Raw genomic sequence first — 17,702 nt, 5'->3', positions numbered from 1 at the left:
TAGGCAGCACGCACAAAATTGAATGCGATCGCTGGTCGCGGAAAAGCCCAATACCAAGAGCCACTGTTCGGTCCCGGACGCTTTTCCGGGCCCCTTGGAAGGTGCCGAGCAACGCAGAAATGCCGGGGGCCTTCGGCTTGCCTTGTCTGAGCCGCAGGCGAGTTCAGGCAAGCCGCCCGGCGTTTCGAGTAGCGCAGGGAACCCGCGCAGCGGGCACCGACCCGGGGTCGCCTTTTCTTTGCTTACTTTCTTTTGGCGACGCAAAAGAAAGTAAGACGCCCCGCAAGGGCGGAAAACAACCGTCAATAGCCGAGCCCCCGTTCGGAAACCCGAACACCCCAACACCACCAAATTCGGTTTTCCGACAACGCCCCGCCCACACCCTCACCACAACTCCTTAAAAACCAGCAACTTGCAACACACAACCTCCTGGCACGCCGCGTGCAATAAGAAACCCACCCGCAGCCTCGCCGCTGCCGGCCATGGACAACCACAGGAGACAACCGATGCCCACCACACCGACCCGCCTCGAACACGATCTGCTCGGCGACCGCGAAGTTCCCGCCAGCGCCTATTACGGCGTGCACACCCTGCGCGCCCTGGAGAACTTCCCGATCACCGGCATTCCCATCGCCGTCTATCCCGACCTGATCCGCGCCCTGGCCCAGATCAAGAAGGCCGCCGCCCAGGCCAATCGCCAACTCGGCCTGCTCGACGCGACGCGCACCGACGCCATCGTCGCCGCCTGCCGCGAAGTGATCGACGGCAAGCTCCACGACCAGTTCGTGGTCGACGTCATCCAAGGCGGCGCCGGCACCTCGACCAACATGAACGCCAACGAGGTGATCGCCAACCGCGCGCTGGAAATCCTCGGCAAGGAACGCGGCGACTACAAGGCGCTGCATCCGAACGAGCACGTCAACATGAGCCAGTCGACCAACGACGTCTATCCGACGGCGCTGAAGCTGGCCACTTACGTCGGCATCTTCCGCCTGGTCGACGCCATGGCCTACCTGCGCAAGGCTTTCGAGCGCAAGGCCGACGAATTCGCCGACGTGCTGAAGATGGGCCGCACCCAGCTGCAAGACGCCGTGCCGATGACCCTCGGCCAGGAGTTCTCGACCTACGCCGTGATGTTGGGCGAGGACGAGGAGCGCCTCAAGGAAGCCGCCCTGCTGATCCGCGAGATGAACCTCGGCGCCACCGCCATCGGCACCGGCATCAACGCCCACCCCGACTACGCCCCGCTGGTTTGCCGCAAGCTGGCCGAGGTCAGCGGCATCCCGGTCGTCACCGCCCCCAACCTGATCGAGGCGACGCAGGATTGCGGCAGCTTCGTGCAGCTGTCCGGCGTCCTCAAGCGCGTCGCCGTCAAGCTGTCCAAGGTCTGCAACGACCTGCGCCTGCTCTCCTCCGGCCCGCGCGCCGGTTTCAACGAGATCAACCTGCCGGCGCGCCAGGCCGGTTCGTCGATCATGCCGGGCAAGGTCAATCCGGTGATCCCGGAAGTGGTGAACCAGATCGCCTTCGAGGTCATCGGCAACGACAGCACCGTGACCTTCGCCGCCGAGGCCGGCCAGCTGCAGCTCAACGCCTTCGAGCCGATCATCGCCCACAGCCTGTTCAAGAGCGCGCTGCACCTGACCAACGGCTGCCGCGTGCTGGCCGACCACTGCGTCAGCGGCATCACCGCCAACCGCGACGTGCTGCGCGAATCGGTCGAGCGCTCGATCGGCATCGTCACCGCGCTCAACCCCTACATCGGCTACGCCAACGCCACCGAAGTCGCCGCCGAGGCCTTCCGCAGCGGGCGCGGCGTCGCCGAGGTGGTCATCGAGCGCGGCCTGATGAGCCCCGAGCAACTGGCCGAGGTGCTGCGCCCCGAGGTGCTGACCCGCCCGCAAAACATTCCCCTTCCTGTCGCCGCCTGATCCGGGCGCATTTCCACCCAGTACCACAAGGAAACCATCATGAAAATGAACCGCCTGACCACCTGGATCGGCATCGCCCTGGTCCTCGGCGTCGCCGTCGGCTACGCCTGCAACGCGCTGGCGCCGTCGCCGGCCGCCGCCAAGGAAATCGCCGGCTACTTCGGCATCCTGACCGACATCTTCCTGCGCATGATCAAGATGATCATCGCCCCGCTCGTCTTCGCCACCCTGGTTGCCGGCCTGGCCAACATGGGCGACTCGAAGACCGTCGGCCGTATCGGCGCCAAGGCGCTCGGCTGGTTCATCGCCGCCTCGTTCTGCTCGCTGTTCATCGGCCTGCTGTTCGCCAACCTGCTGCAGCCGGGCGCCGCGCTCGCCGTGCCGCTGCCGGAAAGCGCCGCCGGCCTGAACCTGAAGACCAGCGCGCTGAACCTCAAGGACTTCATCACCCACGTCTTCCCGAAGAGCATCATGGAAGCCATGTCGGGCAACGAGATCCTGCAGATCCTGGTTTTCGCGGTGTTCTTCGGCCTGGCCCTCGGCCACCTGCACAACCAGACCGCCCGCTCGCTGGTCAACACCATGGATGAAGTGGTGCACGTCATGCTCAAGGTCACCGACTACGTGATGCGCTTCGCCCCGTTCGGCGTCTTCGGCGCCGTGGCCGGTGCCATCACCACCCAGGGCCTCGGCATGCTGGCCGTCTTCGGCAAGTTCATGCTCAGCTTCTACGTCGCCCTCGCCGTGCTGTGGTGCGTGCTCATCTTCGCCGGCTACGTCGTGCTCGGCAAGGACATCTTCCGCCTGCTCAACCTGGTGCGCGGCCCGATGCTGGTCGGTTTCTCGACCGCCAGCAGCGAATCGGTCTATCCGAAGCTGATGGAACAGCTCGAGAAGTTCGGCATCAAGAACCGCGTCACCGGCTTCGTGCTGCCGCTCGGCTACTCGTTCAACCTCGACGGTTCGATGATGTACACCACCTTCCTGGCCCTGTTCATCGCCCAGGCCTACGACATCCCGATGTCGCTGACCGCCCAGATCACCATGCTGCTGGTGCTGATGGTGTCCTCCAAGGGCATCGCCGGCGTGCCGCGTTCCTCGCTGGTCGTCGTCGCCGCCGTGCTGCCCATGTTCGGCCTGCCTGAAGCCGGCCTGCTGCTGATCCTCGGCATCGACCACTTCCTCGACATGGGCCGCACCGTGACCAACGTGCTGGGCAACGCCATCGCCACCGCCGCCGTCGCCAAATGGGAAGGCGCCATCGACCCGGTGCCGGCCGAACTGGCCGATGCCGACGAGGCCCTGCCGGTGCCGGAAGACATCGTCACCCAGGGCGCCTGAGCGTTTTCGTCTCCTCAGGGTTCGGCCAACCCTCTGTGCCGATCCCCTTGCTTGCCCGGCGTCCGCGCCGGGCTTTTTTACTGAAGAAGCCCTGAACACACGATAATCCGACCATGATCGACTGGACCATCCTCGCTCCCGCAGCCTTCTTCGCCGGCATGGTCGATGCCGTGGTCGGCGGCGGCGGCCTCATCCAGATTCCCGTGCTGCTCTCGCAGTTCCCGCAGACGGCCATCCCCATCCTGTTCGGCACCAACAAGGTGTCGAGCATCGCCGGCACCGGCGCCGCGCTGTGGCGCTATGCGCGCAGCGTGCGCATCCCGTGGGCCGTCGTCCTCCCCGCCACCGTCGCCGCCCTGCTCGGCGCCTGGGGCGGCGCCGCGCTGGTCGCCTGGCTGCCGCGCGAAACCATGCGCCCGCTGGTCATCGTGATGATGATCGCCGTGGCGCTGTACACCTTCATGAAAAAGGATCTCGGCCAGCAGGTGACGCGCGTCATCGACGGCCGCGACCGCTGGAAGGGCGCCCTGTTCGGCGGCGTCATCGGCGTCTACGACGGCTTCTTCGGCCCGGGCACCGGCAGCTTCCTGATCTTCGGCTTCGTCCGCCTGTTCGGCATGGATTTCGTGCAGGGCTCGGCCAGCGCCAAGGTCATCAACTTCGCCACCAACCTGTCGGCCATCGCCTTCTTCGCCAGCCACGGCCCCATCCTCTGGCAGGTCGGCCTGATCATGGCCGTGTGCAACCTGGCCGGCTCGTGGATGGGCACCCACCTGGCGCTCAAGCATGGCGCCGGCTTCATCCGCAAGGCCTTCCTCGGCGTCGTCGTCGTGCTCATCGCCAAGCAACTGGCCGATCTCCTCGGCTGAGCGCGGTAACATAGGCCACCCTGCCCGGACCGCCCGTCGATGCTCCGTTTCCGCTCCCTGCCGCTGTTGCTACTCTGCCTGCTGCTGGTCGCCCTGAGCGGCTTTTCGGCCTATCGGGTGGCCCAGCGCCTGGGCATCTCCGACCTGCAGGCGACCGGCCTGCACCGCCTCGATCTCTACGCCACCAGCCTGGAACGCGAGATCGGCAAGTACGCCTACCTGCCCGGCACCCTGAGCCTGACCCCGGAAGTGCTCGAACTGCTGGCCGGCAAGGGCGGCGAGCAGGCCAGCGCCCGGGTCAGCAGCTACCTCGAGAAACTCAACGAACGCACCGGCACCCTGTCCATCTACGTCATGGACACCAAGGGAGCGGTGCTGGCCACCAGCAACTGGCGCCGGCCGGACAGCTTCCTCGGCGAAGACCTGTCCTTCCGCCCCTATTTCCGCGAGGCGCTGGAGGGCGGCAACGGGCGCTTCTTCGGCATCGGCACGACGCGCGGCGAACCCGGCTACTACCTCGCCTCGGCGCTGACCGGCGACAGCGGCACGCTGGGCGTGGCGGTGATCAAGGTCAGCCTCGAACAACTCGAGAAATCATGGACCACGGTCGAGGCCCCGGTGCTGGTCGCCGACGAGAACGGCGTGGTCATCCTGTCGGCCGTCTCGACCTGGAAATTCACCTCGCTGCGCCCGCTCGACGACTCCACCCGCGCCGCCTTCGACCACACCCAGCAGTACAACCGGCGCGCCCTGCAACCGCTGGGCATCAAGGCCATCGAAGACTACGACCATGGCGCCCGCCTGGTACGCATCGCCGCCAGCGGCCCGGAAACGGTGTCGGTGTACCCGGTCACCGGCCGCTTCCTCGAACAGTCGCGCACCCTGCCCGGCACGCCGTGGACGCTGACCGTGCTGTCGCATCTCGAACAGGTCGACGACCTCGCCCAGAGCCGCGCCGCGCTGGCCGCCATCGGCGCCGCCTGCCTGTGCCTGCTCGGCATCATCCTCAACGAGCGGCGGCGCCACCTGCGCGACCGCCTGGCCGCCCGCGAGGCGCTGCAGAAGGCGCACGACGAGCTGGAGCGCAAGGTCGAGGAACGCACCGCCGACCTGTCGGCCGCCAACCAGCAACTGCAGGACGAGGTCGGCGAACGCATCCGCGCCGAGCGCACGCTGCGCGCCGCCCAGGACGAACTGGTGCAGGCCGGCAAGCTGGCGGTCATCGGCCAGCTGTCGACCGGCATCGCCCACGAGCTGAACCAGCCGCTGGCCGCGCTGCGCACGCTGTCGGCCAACGCCGAGCGCTTCCTCGAACGCGGCGACGTCGATACCACGCGCACCAATCTCGGCCGCATCGCCGACCTGGTCGACCGCATGGGGCGCATCACCGGCCAGCTGCGCAACTTCGCCCGCAAGTCCAGCGGCCAGTCGGCGCCGGTGCCGCTCTGTCATGCCCTCGACAATGCGCTGGCCCTGCTCGACACCCGCATCCGCCGGGCCGGCGCCGACATCGAGCGCAGCTGCCCGGTCGCCGAACCGGTCGCCCTGTGCGACGCCAACCGGCTGGAGCAGGTGCTGATCAACCTGATCGGCAACGCCCTCGACGCCATGGCCGGCCAGCCCCGGCCGCAGCTGGAACTAGCCTGGGAGTGCGCCGACGGCGTGGTCCGCCTGCATGTGCGCGACCACGGCCCCGGCCTCAGCGAAGAGGCGCAGGCCAGGCTGTTCGAGCCCTTCTTCACCACCAAGCCGGCCGGCGACGGCCTCGGGCTGGGCCTGGCGATTTCGGCCGGCATCATCCGCGACTTCGGTGGTAGCCTGCACGGCGCCAACCACCCGGGCGGCGGTGCCGTCTTCACCCTGGAACTCCCGCTCGCTCCCGCGCCATGACCGACAACCTGAAAATCCTGATCATCGAAGACGATCCCGACGTCGCCCTCGGCTGCGAGCAGGCCCTGCAGCTCGAAGGCCTGGCCGCCGAATGCGCCGGCAGCGCCGAGCTGGCCCGCCGCCGGCTGAGTGCCGACTTCCCCGGCATCGTGATCAGCGACATCCGCCTGCCCGGCGAGGACGGCCTGAGCCTGCAGCGCGCGCTGCACGCCGTCGACCCCGAACTGCCGGTGGTGCTGATCACCGGCCACGGCGACGTGTCGATGGCCGTGCAGGCGATGAAGGATGGCGCCTACGACTTCCTGCAGAAGCCCTTCGCCCCCGAGCAGCTGGTCGACATCGCCCGCCGCGCGCTGGAAAAGCGGCGCCTAGTCCTCGAAGTGCGCGCCCTGCGCCGCCAGCTCGACCAGCGCGACCTGCTCGACGCCCGCCTGATCGGCAATTCGGCCGGCATGGCGCGCGTCCGCGGCCTGATCGGCGCCCTCGGCAGCAGCGCGGCCGACGTGCTGATCCACGGCGAAACCGGCACCGGCAAGGAACTGGTCGCCCGCTGCCTGCACGACGCCAGCCCGCGCGCCAAGGGCAATTTCGTCGCCATCAACTGCGGCGGCCTGCCGGAAACCCTCTTCGAAAGCGAAATCTTCGGCCACGAGGCGGGCGCCTACACCGGCGCCAGCAAGCGGCGCATCGGCAAGATCGAATACGCCAGCGGCGGCACGCTGTTCCTCGACGAAATCGAAACCATGCCGGTGCCGATGCAGATCAAGCTGCTGCGCGTGCTGCAGGAACGCACGCTGGAACGCCTCGGCTCGAACACGCCCATCCCCATCGACTGCCGCATCATCGCCGCGACCAAGGAAGACCTGACGGCGCTCGCCGACCAGGGCCGCTTCCGCGCCGACCTCTACTACCGGCTATCCGTCGCCACCCTGCCGCTGCCCCCGCTGCGCGAACGGCGCGAGGACATCCCGCTGCTCTTCGAGCACTTCCTGCTGCAGGCCGCCGCCCGCCACGAGCGCCCGGTGCCGGCGACGCCGGCCGGCCGCATCCAGCAGCTGGTCGGCTACCACTGGCCGGGCAACGTGCGCGAACTGCGCAACGTCGCCGACCGCTGCGTGCTCGGCATCGAGGCCGGCTCGCCGCCCTTCGGCCAGCCCGCCGGCGACGCGCCGCGCCCGCTGGCCGAGACCGTCGACGCCTTCGAGCGCGCCCTGATCGCCGACGCCCTGCGCCGCTACGGCAGCCTGGCGCGCACCGCCGAAGCCCTGGCCATCGCCAAGACGACCCTGCACGACAAGATTCGCAAACACGGCCTGCACGGCGAATAAACCGCCCACAAAGGCAAAGGGCAGACCGGCGATGCCGGCCTGCCCTTGTTCCATTCCCCTGCCGGGGCAACGCTTCCGGTAAGAAGCGCCTGTCCGGACCAACCGGAGCCGGGTTCGGCTACTGCATCCCGGCTGGTGGCCGGAAGCGTCGGTGCAGATCAGTTGTGACCATTAGATCGCATCCACAGCCATCTGAAAACTTCAGAATTTCGATATCGCCATCTTGAAAAACGATAGACTGACGATTCCGCATCCCTCCGCTCCGCCATGGAACTGCGCCAGCTCCGCTACTTTCTCGCCATCGCCGAACAGGGCAGCCTGTCCAAGGCCGCCGCCACGGTGTATGTCGCGCAATCCGCCCTCAGCCACCAGCTCGCGCAACTCGAGGCGGAACTCGGCCAGCCGCTGTTCCACCGCCTGCCGCGCGGCGTCGAGCTGACCCCGGCCGGGCGGGCCTTCCACCCCCACGCGCTCGCCATCCTGCGCCAGGTCGAGGATGCCCGGCACAGCCTCAACCAGGCCGAGGGCGAAACCGTCGGCAAGGTCATCTTCGGCATCCCGCACAGCGTGTCGCAAGCCCTCGCCCTGCCGCTGCTCAAGGCCGTGCGCGCCGCGCTGCCCCGTGTCGAGCTGGAACTGACCGAAGAACTCACCGGCAACCTGATCCCGCAGCTGCGCACCGGCCTGATCCACCTGGCAGTTCTCTTCGACGACGGCCTGCTCGACGAATTCCGCAGCCACCCGCTGCTCGAAGAAGCCCTGCTGCTGATCTCCCCGGCCGACGCCCCCGATGCGCCCGGCGGCCCGATCCGCCTGCGCGACGCCCTGCGCCTGCCGCTCATCCTGCCCGCCCCGCCGCACGGCGTCCGCCCCATCGTCGACGCCGCCGCCAGACAAGCCGGCCTCGCCGCCCCCAACGTGGTCGCCGACATCAGCTCGATCAGCATCCTGCGCACCAGCCTGCTCGCCGGCCTCGGCCACACCCTGCTGCCGCCGATGCCGCTGCAGCGCGAACTGGAACGCGGCGAACTGCGCGCCGTGCCCATCGCCCCGGAAAGCCTGACCCGCCGCGTCATGCTCTGCGCCTCCCGCCACATCCCCGCCTCGGCCGCCACACTGGCCGTCGCCCGCGTGGTGCAGACCTTGGTCGGGCAACTCTGTGCCGACGGAAGCTGGCGGGAAGCGCGGCTGATCACGACTGAGCGCCAGCCCTTTACCGAGCGCTAAGCCGGCTTGGGGGCTGGTGAGGAATTTAGCCAAAGCAGCCTTGCGAGTGCCATCAAGCGTCGAAAAATGACAAGCGGGTTGAATGCGGGCAAAATGCGGCAGCAATTTAACTGTGCCATATATGACTGCCACCTATTCTCATGGATATTCGTCTGAATCTCCGGAAAGGCTCGCTGAGTCGGCCATTCAGACTGCCGCATTAGCCAGCGTATACGTCACCTGTCCAGCGTATACGTTAATAGTGACGTCTACTTCACGTTGGGCGTCATGAAAAACATCGTGGAAACACTCGGTGTATCTAGAGATGGCTGGGTGGCAGCCGAACCGGCACCTTCAGATCAAATAGAAGGACTGCTACGTACGTATCCAGACCTTCCAACTGACTACATATCGCTGCTTCGCGTCAGCAATGGCGGGGAAGGAGAATTGAACCTGCCGCCGCAATGGCTTCAACTGTACGACGCTAAGTTTGTAGCTGACTTGGCTTCAGGTGAGATCGTCAAGTGGCATCCGGGATTCATCTTCTTTGCGAGCAATGGGGGTTTGGAAACGATTGCATTTGATACCCGTGGGTCGAAGCCATGGCCTGTAGTCATGGTTGACACGATTGCCGGGCCAGAAAGTGCAGTAGTTATTGCGCAATCGTTCTCGTCCTTCATCGAAGCTATTGGTGTCCCATTCAATGAAACTTCCCGTTAGCGAATTCCCATCGCGCGTGCCGCCCAACAATTCCGTCAACCGGACCGTCAAAAAGCTACGCTTTTTGCCGTCCGGTTACGTCCAACGTTGGGCATCTGGAGGCACTCATGACCGACATTAAGCTCGACAACTTGGCTCAGGCCCATCGCGTTTCAATTTGGGCCGTTATTGCAGGGTTCGTAGGCGCATGCACCCACATATATGCCGCCCTCGCAGCAATACCGCTTCACATGTACGGGGCTTTCCGAGTAGGTCGCTGCCTTCGCGTTCACATCGTCGCGCTTGTCGCAATCGAGATTGTCATGCTGGTCCCTGTTGCAAACACGCTTGCGTTGCTTCTGCTTAATAATCGAGCCGGTCGAGTGCTAAAGCAGGCAGGGCTATCCGTCGGGCCAATGGGTGTATCAAAGGATTTAGCTGAACGCGTCAACCAGTCGGAAGCAATGCTCAAGGCAATTGAGGCAAGTAGCTCCTCTACATCGTCAGCCACCGATGGGCAATCCCAAAGGTAATCGACCAGATGCCCAACAAACCGCTCCAGCCGACCGTCAGCCAGCTTCGCTGCCTGCCGTCGGCTGAGCTAGCACGTTGGGCGTCGGAATGCTGAGTAGCGTGCTCCGCGCCTTGTTCGGTCGGCGACCACCGCCATTAAATGCGGGAGGCGAAACGGCGCTGTTGAACTACTCGTTGGAACTGGCCCAAGAGTGGGGAGATCAATGGCTCAAGCCCATACAAGATCGCTTGCGGAAGGCATACCCAAGCTTGAGTCAGTCGGAGTTGGATCGTTTCAACTCTGAGGCACAGGCGGCTATGAACTACGGACACCAACTCGTGTACTCGATGGTGGAAAAGAATGGGCGAGATATTAGCGAATCATTGTGGCGCGAAACATATCTCGCACGTTATTCGTGGGTAGACGAAAAGAACCTTCGGCACCTCTTCTCTACGGGTCAGTACTATGCGTGGAAAGATTTTGGCTGAGAAGCCGACGCCCAACCCTGCAGTCGAGCGGACCTGCGCGAAAAGCCGCGCAGGCCGCTCACTTCCACGTTAGGACGCAAAGAAAACACTGTGAAAATTTTGGCTATCTCAGGCAGCGCACGCAAAGCATCAACGAATACTGCGTTGTTGCAGGCCATGAAAAACCTAGCTCCATTGGGCGTTGACGTCTCAGTTCTCCATAATCTCCATGCTCTACCCGTTTTTTCGCCAGATGCCGAGGGGGAAAAAACACCCGTGCCTGTCCGTGAATTCTTAGAAGTGGTCTCCGTCAACGATGGCATTATCATCTCAAGTCCAGAATACATCCGTGCTATTCCCGGCGGTCTCAAGAATGCAATCGACTGGATGGTTTCGCGCTTTGAGGTTATCGGCAAGCCCATTGTTTTAGTACATGCATCGCACCGGGGCGACGACATGTTGGCTTCGCTAAGGTTGGTGCTTTCGACGGTGAGCAGCAATTTTCTCGAACATCTGTTTTTACGTATTCCTCTCATTGGCAAATCCCCGGAAGAAGTCATGAAATTTCTTTGCCTGCCCGAGCATGAGACACAAATCAGGTCGTTTCTGCTCAGCTTTGCTGCGGCAGTTCATCAAAGCAGCGAGGGAGCGCCTAACATTTCATTCAACCCGGACGCGCTAACGCGCGCCGGTTAATTCAGACGTTGGGCATCATGAATCAGCATCGTATCTCGCTCGCAGCGCTGGTTGCCGTGGTTGCGCTTGGCGCCTGCGTCTCTACAACCACAGTGCAGCTAGCACCGTCGCCTCAGCCTTCGGTGTGTCAGAGCACCGCAAACGCACTCGTGCTTTGGGTACCGCAGTGGCGCCCGAACCAGAAGGACATTTCCGAACGGGAGGCGGCCGCAGCAGACGGCATCACACAGTTCTTTGCCAAGTCAGGTTGCTTTTCCTCAGCCACCGTTCAACGGATTGCACAGCCATCTGCCGCCGAAGTGGCCGCAGCATTGGAGCAAGCGCAGTCGCGCTATGACCGTGCTGTCGTGGTCATGGTCCGTGAACTGGGGCCCATAGTCAAAATCGGGTCATCTGCGGCGCTTGTTGAAGGAGGAACCGAAGTTGTGCTGGAGTTGACAGAGTACAGACTGCCGGCGTTGTCGGCGCAACGCAGCTTCTCTGTAAATTGGCGGAACGGCGGGCCTGGTGTCATCAAGGGCGTAGCGAGCCTGCCGCAAGATATCCAGGCCGCATTGACCGCAGGTATGCAGCCAGTCGCAAAATGACGCCCAACCCATCCATCAACCCGGAGACACTTATGCAAGACATCGCTGCACTCGCAGGCATCATTGGCGCACTGGCTGTCGGTACCATTAGCCCCGGTCCGAGCTTCGTCATGGTGGCTCGCCTTGCGGTTGCCACCTCTCGTGCGAACGGCCTAGGTGCCGCTCTGGGCATGGGTGCTGGCGGCGTAGTCTTCGCGGTAGCGGCGCTTCTAGGTCTTCAGGCCGTGCTGCTTGCCGTACCTGCTGTCTACTTGGCACTCAAAGTTCTAGGCGGCCTGTACCTCTGCTACTTGGGCTTTCGTATCTATCGGGCAGCCAAGGTATCACTTGCGATTGAGGCTCCCGGTCAGAGCAATGCCACCTCGCCGTCTCGATCATTTTGGCTTGGGTTTACCACTCAAGTCAGCAATCCAAAAACCGCCATCGTATATGCCAGCGTCTTTGCCGCTTTCCTTCCCGGCACTTACTCCCCATCGTTCTCCGCTGTGCTTCTGCTTGTTGTCTTCGTCATCGAGGCTGGGTGGTATGCAGTCGTCGCAACATTGCTGTCGTCGGCCCGGCCAAGGCGCACATACCTGAGCGGCAAAGTCTGGATCGATCGCGCGGCTGGGGTTGTCATGGGTGGCTTGGGTTTCAAGCTCGTCGCCTCAGCCCACACGGCGTAGGCCAACAGTGCGGGCAACCCTACAGTCGAGGGGAGCTGCGCAAAAGGCCGCGCAGCCCCCTCACCTCCACGTTCAACGTCTGCACCTGAAGTACGCCAACTGCTGATCCGCGATTGATAGCCAACTGTCACGCAGCAAACAGCCCCCCTCACCACACAAACCAGACTCACCCCGCCGATTCCCGGCACAAAAAACCCGACGGTGCTAGCCGTCGGGCAAGCGGCCACCTGAGCCAGGCGGCCGGGGGGCACTGTTACCTACTTCTTCGCAGCAATCCGCTCACGGATATGCTGCGCACGCCCCGAAGAGGACGGGTGCGAGCTGAGCATGCTGTTGCTGTCGCCCAGTTTGGCGAGCTTCTCGAAGGCGGTGATCAGGCCTTCGCGCTTCAGTTTGGCGGCGGTCAGCAGGTCGAAGGAGTAATCGTCGGCGTCGGTTTCCTGGGCTTGCGAGAACTGGGCGTTAACCAGCTTTTCGGCAATGGCGCCGATGTCGGAGGAGCTCAGCGCGGCGACGGCGGAGTTGCCCGAGGCGGCTGCCACCTGGCGGGCGGCGCCGGCGGCGTAGGCGACCTGCATGGATTTCTTGGAGTGGCCCAGCGCGACGTGGCCGATTTCGTGGCCGACGACGCCGCGCACTTCATCGTCGTTCATCAGGTCCATCAGGCCGGAATAGACGCGCACGCAGCCGTTGTTCATGGCCCAGGCATTCACTTCCTTGGTCTCGTAAACCTTGTAGCTGATGTTCACGCCCTCGACCGCCTTGGGCATGCTCTTGACGATCCTGGCCAGGCGCAGCGCGTACTTGCTTTTCGGGGCGGCGATCTTCGATTTGCCGTCGAGTTCGGCGCAGGATTTTTCGGACAGCTGCATTACATCGGCATCGCTCAGCGTGGCGGCCTGGACGGCCGATTTGCCGGCGGTGATCAGACCTTCGGCATTGGCGGAGGATACTCCGGCGGTGGTGCCGGTATTGCTGCAGGCGCCGAGAAACAGGCTCGCCAGCACCGTGGCTGCTGCAAGACGACCGTTCCGGATGATGGCAGGCGAGGTATTTGAAAAAAGTGGTGCAATTTTCATGACTGGAATCCTATTTCGTTTGCGGAATTGACCGCTTGGCGGCGGCCGAACCGAAATTTTATCACTTTGACATAAGTCGAAATTCATTTTTCATGCAATCGGAATTTCAGTGCCGTTGCGCGCCAAACGCCATCCGCCTCGCGCGCCCTCGCTCGCCTTCGATGAAGCATCCGCAACAGGCCAGTCACCCTCTCTCGAAACGCCCGCCACCGGAACCTGGCAATTGGCTAGAATCCGCTGCCTGACAGGCTTTTCACACCCGATCGATCTCTTAACATGCATCAACTACAGGCTCAGCACAGCCAGCTATCGTCTCGCCCGCCCGACAGATGAAACCGCCCTCACCGACCGGCCACGATAGCTGTTCCGGCTGCCGGCGCTAGCACTTCCGCCACGTCACGAATCCCCGTTCTTCCTACACAAGACATTTCATGAAAAACCTCAGCATCGCCGCCCGCCTCGGCATCGGCTTCAGCGTTGTCATCGCCTTTCTGGTGACCATCGCGGTCATCGGCATCTCCCGCCTCGCCCTGCTCGACAGCAACACCCGGACCATCGAGACGCAGGTCCAGATGATGAGTCTCAGCACCGACATCATCGGCAAGACCAACCAGATCGCCATCGCCCTGCGCAACATGCTGCTGGCCGAAACGCGTGACGACTTGGGCATCCAGAAGCAGATCGTGCTCGACCGCCGGGCTTCCATCCTGAAGGACGTCGAGCAGTTGTGGCCGCTGGTCACCGATCCGCGCGCCCGCGAAATCCTCGAACGCGCCAAGGTGCAGCGCGCCCGCTACATCGAAGGCCAGGAAAAGCTGGTCGCCCTGATCGAATCGGGATCGCCCGAAGAATCGCGGCACTTCCTGAATACCGAACTCCGCCCCGTCCTGCTCCAGTATCAGAACGCGCTGGTCGAGTTCAACACCTACCAGAAAGAGCTGGTCGCCGCGGCCGGCACCGAGGCGCACGAGCAACACAAGAGCGCCCGCAACCTCAGCATCGGCATTGTCGTCGTCGCCCTCGCGGTTTCGATCCTCATGGCCCTGTGGGTCATTCGCTCGGTTACCGGGCCGCTCGGCGGCGAACCGGCGGCTGCCCAGGCGGCGATCGAACGGATCGCCGAAGGCGACCTGACGGCGACGATCCCGGTCCGCGACCAGGACACGCGCAGCCTGATGGCGGCGACGCGGAAGATGCAAGCCAACCTGCAGCACATGCTCGACGAGCTGCGCCGGAATGCTGACGGCGTCGCCAACGCGGCGCATGAGATGGCAACCACCTCGCAGCAGGTCGCCGGCGCCTCGGCGCTGCAATCGGAAGCCGCCGCGTCGATGGCGGCGGCCGTCGAGGAAATGACGGTTTCCATCAACCACGTTTCGGACAGCGCCCACCACGCCCACAGCGTGACCACGCAAACCGGGGAACTGTCGAACGCCGGCAACCAGGCAATCGACGAGACCGTCGCCGAAATGCAGCGCATCTCGGCCACCGTGCACCAGGCATCGAGCACCATCCGCGAGATGGGCGAAAGCTCGCAGCGCATCAGCAGCATCGTCGGCGTCATCAAGGACGTTGCCGACCAGACCAACCTGCTCGCCCTCAATGCCGCCATCGAGGCGGCCCGCGCCGGGGAAGCCGGGCGCGGCTTCGCGGTGGTGGCCGACGAGGTCCGCAAGCTGGCCGAACGCACGGCCAAGGCGACGACCGAAATCTCCGACATGGTAAGCACGGTGCAGGGCAATGCCGAGCTGGCGGTCAGCACCATGGACGAAACCGTCGCGCGCGTCGCCGAAGGCGTCAGCCTGGCGCGCAAGACCAGCGAATCGATGCTCAGCATCAACCACGGCGCCCAACAGGTGATGGATACGGTGACCGACATTTCCAACGCGCTCCGGGAACAGGGCGTGGCCAGCAACGAAATCGCGGTCAATGTCGAGAACATCGCGCGGCGCTCCGAGGAAAACAGCAGTGCCGTGCGCGCCGTGGCGGAAACCGCCATCCACCTGGAAAAGCTGGCGGCCGACACGCGCCAGGCGGTCAGCCGCTTCCGCATCTGAGGGCAAGCCGGATGCTGTATTTAAATACAGCATCCGCGTGCAAGGCGGGCCGCTTTTGCGTATAGTTTCCACCTCCCCCACCCCCAGCCCTACAGCGATGGAAACCATCCGCATCCGCGGTGCGCGCACCCACAATCTGAAGAACATCAACCTCGACCTGCCGCGCGACCAGTTGATCGTCATCACCGGCCTGTCCGGCTCCGGCAAGTCGTCGCTGGCCTTCGACACGCTGTACGCCGAGGGGCAGCGCCGCTACGTCGAATCGCTGTCGGCCTACGCCCGGCAGTTCCTGCAGTTGATGGAAAAGCCCGACGTCGACCTGATCGAGGGCCTGTCGCCGGCCATTTCCATCGAGCAGAAGGCGACCTCGCACAACCCGCGGTCGACCGTCGGCACGGTCACCGAGATCCACGACTACCTGCGCCTGCTCTACGCCCGCGCCGGCACGCCGTATTGCCCGGACCACAACCAGCCGCTGGAAGCGCAGACCGTGTCGCAGATGGTCGACAGCGTGCTTGCCCTGCCGGCCGAAACCAGGCTGATGATCCTCGCCCCGGTGGTGGCCAACCGCAAGGGCGAACAGCTCGACCTGTTTACCGAGCTGCGCGCCCAGGGCTTCGCCCGCGTCCGCGTCGACGGCACGGTCTATGAAATCGACGCCGTCCCCAAGCTGGCCAAGACGCAGAAGCACACCGTCGATGTCGTCGTCGACCGCCTCAAGGTGCGCGACGACATGCGCCAACGCCTGGCCGAATCCTTCGAGACCGCGCTGCGCCATGCCGAGGGCCGGGCCATTGCGCTGGAGATGGATAGCAACGTCGAGCACCTGTTCTCGGCCAAGTTCGCCTGCCCGGTCTGCTCGTATGCCCTGCAGGAGCTGGAACCGCGCCTCTTTTCATTCAACAACCCGATGGGCGCCTGCCCGAAGTGCGACGGCCTCGGCGTCATCCAGTTCTTCGACCCCAAGCGCGTCGTCACCAACCCGGCCGCCTCGCTGGCCGCCGGCGCCATTCGCGGCTGGGACAAGAAGAACCAGTTCTACTTCCAGATCGTCGAATCGCTCGCCGCCCACTACGACTTCTCGGTCGATACGCCGTGGCAGGAACTGCCCGAGAAGGTGCGCCAGGTCGTCCTCTACGGCTCCGGCACGCAAGCCATCGCCATCCGCTACCTGAACGAGAAGGGCACCCGGTTCGACCGCACGCACACCTTCGAAGGCATCATCCCCAATCTCGAGCGGCGTTATCGCGGCAGCGAGTCGAATGCGGTGCGCGAGGAACTGTCGAAGTACGTCAGCAGTTCGGCCTGCCCGAGCTGCAACGGCACCCGCCTGCGCATCGAGGCGCGCCATGTCCGCGTCGGCGACAAGACCTTGCACGACATCAGCCGCCTGCCGCTCGGCGACGCCCGCAACCATTTCAACTGCCTGACGCTGACCGGCGCCAAGGCGCAGGTGGCGGAAAAGATACTCAAGGAAATCACCGCCCGGCTGAGCTTCCTGATCAACGTCGGCCTCGACTACCTGTGCCTCGAACGCTCGGCCGAAACGCTGTCCGGCGGCGAGGCGCAGCGCATCCGCCTGGCCTCGCAGATCGGATCGGGCCTGACCGGCGTCATGTACGTGCTCGACGAGCCGTCCATCGGCCTGCACCAGCGCGACAACGACCGCCTGCTCGAAACGCTGAAGAACCTGCGCGACATGGGCAACACCGTGCTCGTCGTCGAGCATGACGAGGACGCCATCCGCAGCGCCGACTACGTGATCGACATCGGCCCCGGCGCCGGCGTGCATGGCGGCAGCATCGTCGCCGAAGGTACCCCGGCCCAGGTCGCGGCCAACCCGGCGTCGATGACCGGCGACTACCTGTCCGGGCGCAAGGCCATTGTTGCTCCGAAGAAGCGCCGCCAGCCCAACCCCGACAAGCAGCTCAAGGTCGTCGGCGCCTACGGCAACAACCTGCGCGACGTCACGCTGGAAATCCCCGGCGGGCTGTTCACCTGCATCACCGGCGTCTCCGGCTCCGGCAAGTCGACGCTGATCAACGACACGCTGTACGCAGCCGCCGCCAAGCACCTCTACGGCTCGACCACGGAGCCGGCGCCGCACAAGGAAATCGTCGGGCTGGACCTGTTCGACAAGGTCATCAACGTCGACCAGGCGCCGATCGGCCGCACGCCGCGCTCCAACCCGGCCACCTACACCGGCCTGCTGACACCGATCCGCGAGCTGTTCTCGCAGGTGCCGGAAGCGCGCGTGCGCGGCTACGGCCCAGGGCGCTTCAGCTTCAACGTCAAGGGCGGCCGTTGCGAGGCCTGCCAGGGCGACGGCATGATCAAGGTCGAGATGCACTTCCTGCCCGACATCTACGTGCC

The 17,702-nt window shown here is 64.4% G+C and carries 13 protein-coding genes; 12 read left to right on the top strand and 1 reads right to left on the bottom strand.

The annotated features are described in order from the left end of the window. The first annotated feature begins 506 nt into the window (after nt 1–506). From aspA to Q0P59_RS04195, 10 genes are all read left to right on the top strand, one after another. Entirely contained in the window at nt 507–1,931 is a 1,425-nt protein-coding gene (gene aspA / locus Q0P59_RS04240; protein WP_295003907.1) for an aspartate ammonia-lyase, read from the top strand. Between the two features lie 39 nt (nt 1,932–1,970). Next, a complete protein-coding gene (locus Q0P59_RS04235) occupies nt 1,971–3,272 on the top strand; it encodes a dicarboxylate/amino acid:cation symporter (protein WP_295003905.1) in 1,302 nt (433 codons plus the stop codon). A gap of 113 nt (nt 3,273–3,385) precedes the next feature. Next, the gene (locus Q0P59_RS04230; protein WP_295003903.1) at nt 3,386–4,141 is read left to right on the top strand and encodes a TSUP family transporter; all 756 of its coding nucleotides are present in this window, start codon (nt 3,386–3,388) and stop codon (nt 4,139–4,141) included. A 39-nt stretch (nt 4,142–4,180) separates the two neighbouring features. After that, nucleotides 4,181–6,031, top strand: coding sequence for an ATP-binding protein (locus Q0P59_RS04225; protein WP_295003901.1), 1,851 nt, complete (start codon nt 4,181–4,183; stop codon nt 6,029–6,031). Next, nucleotides 6,028–7,359 (top strand): sigma-54 dependent transcriptional regulator, encoded by a 1,332-nt coding sequence (locus Q0P59_RS04220; protein ID WP_295003899.1) that lies wholly within the window; start codon nt 6,028–6,030, stop codon nt 7,357–7,359. The genes Q0P59_RS04225 and Q0P59_RS04220 overlap by 4 nt, the downstream gene beginning before the upstream one ends. Before the next feature lie 267 nt (nt 7,360–7,626). Then, nucleotides 7,627–8,586, top strand: a complete 960-nt coding sequence (locus Q0P59_RS04215; RefSeq protein WP_295003897.1) for a LysR substrate-binding domain-containing protein — start codon at nt 7,627–7,629, stop codon at nt 8,584–8,586. 267 nt (nt 8,587–8,853) lie between these two features. Continuing rightward, the gene (locus Q0P59_RS04210) at nt 8,854–9,285 is read left to right on the top strand and encodes an SMI1/KNR4 family protein (protein ID WP_295003895.1); all 432 of its coding nucleotides are present in this window, start codon (nt 8,854–8,856) and stop codon (nt 9,283–9,285) included. 1,071 nt (nt 9,286–10,356) lie between these two features. Beyond that, nucleotides 10,357–10,941: an NADPH-dependent FMN reductase gene (locus tag Q0P59_RS04205; protein WP_295003893.1), complete on the top strand. Its 585-nt coding sequence runs from the start codon at nt 10,357–10,359 to the stop codon at nt 10,939–10,941. 17 nt (nt 10,942–10,958) lie between these two features. Then, nucleotides 10,959–11,528, top strand: coding sequence for a hypothetical protein (locus tag Q0P59_RS04200; protein ID WP_295003891.1), 570 nt, complete (start codon nt 10,959–10,961; stop codon nt 11,526–11,528). 32 nt (nt 11,529–11,560) lie between these two features. Beyond that, nucleotides 11,561–12,193 carry a LysE family transporter gene (locus Q0P59_RS04195; RefSeq protein ID WP_295003889.1) on the top strand — a complete coding sequence of 211 codons (633 nt, stop codon included), beginning with the start codon at nt 11,561–11,563 and terminating at the stop codon, nt 12,191–12,193. Nucleotides 12,194–12,450: 257 nt separating this feature from the next. Here Q0P59_RS04195 and Q0P59_RS04190 read toward each other — a convergent pair whose 3' ends face one another. After that, nucleotides 12,451–13,272, bottom strand: coding sequence for a M48 family metalloprotease (locus Q0P59_RS04190; RefSeq protein WP_295003887.1), 822 nt, complete (start codon nt 13,270–13,272; stop codon nt 12,451–12,453). Nucleotides 13,273–13,703: 431 nt separating this feature from the next. On the opposite strand from Q0P59_RS04190, the gene Q0P59_RS04185 reads away from it, so the two are divergent. Further along, nucleotides 13,704–15,329 (top strand): methyl-accepting chemotaxis protein, encoded by a 1,626-nt coding sequence (locus Q0P59_RS04185; protein ID WP_295003885.1) that lies wholly within the window; start codon nt 13,704–13,706, stop codon nt 15,327–15,329. Between the two features lie 97 nt (nt 15,330–15,426). Then, nucleotides 15,427–17,702: excinuclease ABC subunit UvrA (gene uvrA / locus Q0P59_RS04180; protein ID WP_295003883.1), on the top strand; the 2,276-nt coding region annotated here is incomplete at its 3' end.

The sequence above is a fragment of the uncultured Dechloromonas sp. genome, assembly GCF_945957265.1.
Classification (GTDB): Bacteria; Pseudomonadota; Gammaproteobacteria; order Burkholderiales; family Rhodocyclaceae; genus Azonexus.
This window is presented reverse-complemented; position numbering and strand designations above follow the sequence as displayed.